The sequence below is a fragment of the Sedimentibacter sp. B4 genome (assembly GCF_000309315.1).
Classification (GTDB): Bacteria; Bacillota; Clostridia; order Tissierellales; family Sedimentibacteraceae; genus Sedimentibacter; species Sedimentibacter saalensis.
Genome location: NZ_CANG01000056.1, coordinates 1 through 307 on the forward strand (window position 1 = coordinate 1; position 307 = coordinate 307).

1 pseudogene is annotated in these 307 nt (G+C 71.7%); it reads left to right on the forward strand.

The features are described 5' to 3' along the window. A pseudogene (locus tag BN358_RS26025) lies at positions 1 to 245 on the forward strand (hypothetical protein); the annotation flags it as partial. Positions 246 to 307 lie beyond the last annotated feature (62 nt).

A 307-nucleotide genomic window follows, 5' to 3' on the forward strand; every position in this document is an offset into this window, starting at 1 on the left:
GGCTCTACGTCGGCGCGGGGTGGATCATCGTGCTGGCGCTGTTCGTCGCCGCTGGTACCGCCGGCGGGCTCTGGCTGGTCGCGGGCCAGTCCAACTGGCTCCAGCTGCTGGTCGGGTTCGTCGGGGCTTCGCTCGGCTACGCGGCGGCGGTGCTCGTGGTGCCCCCGATCCGCCGGGAGTGCCTCGGCATGGGCAGGCTGGTCATGCGGTCTCTGCGCCGGAGCGACTCCCGAGCGCACGCCTGAGCCGCCGACTCACCTCGTGGCTGAGGTACTTGACCCGAAGGGCCATTACCGCACCCAGCGCT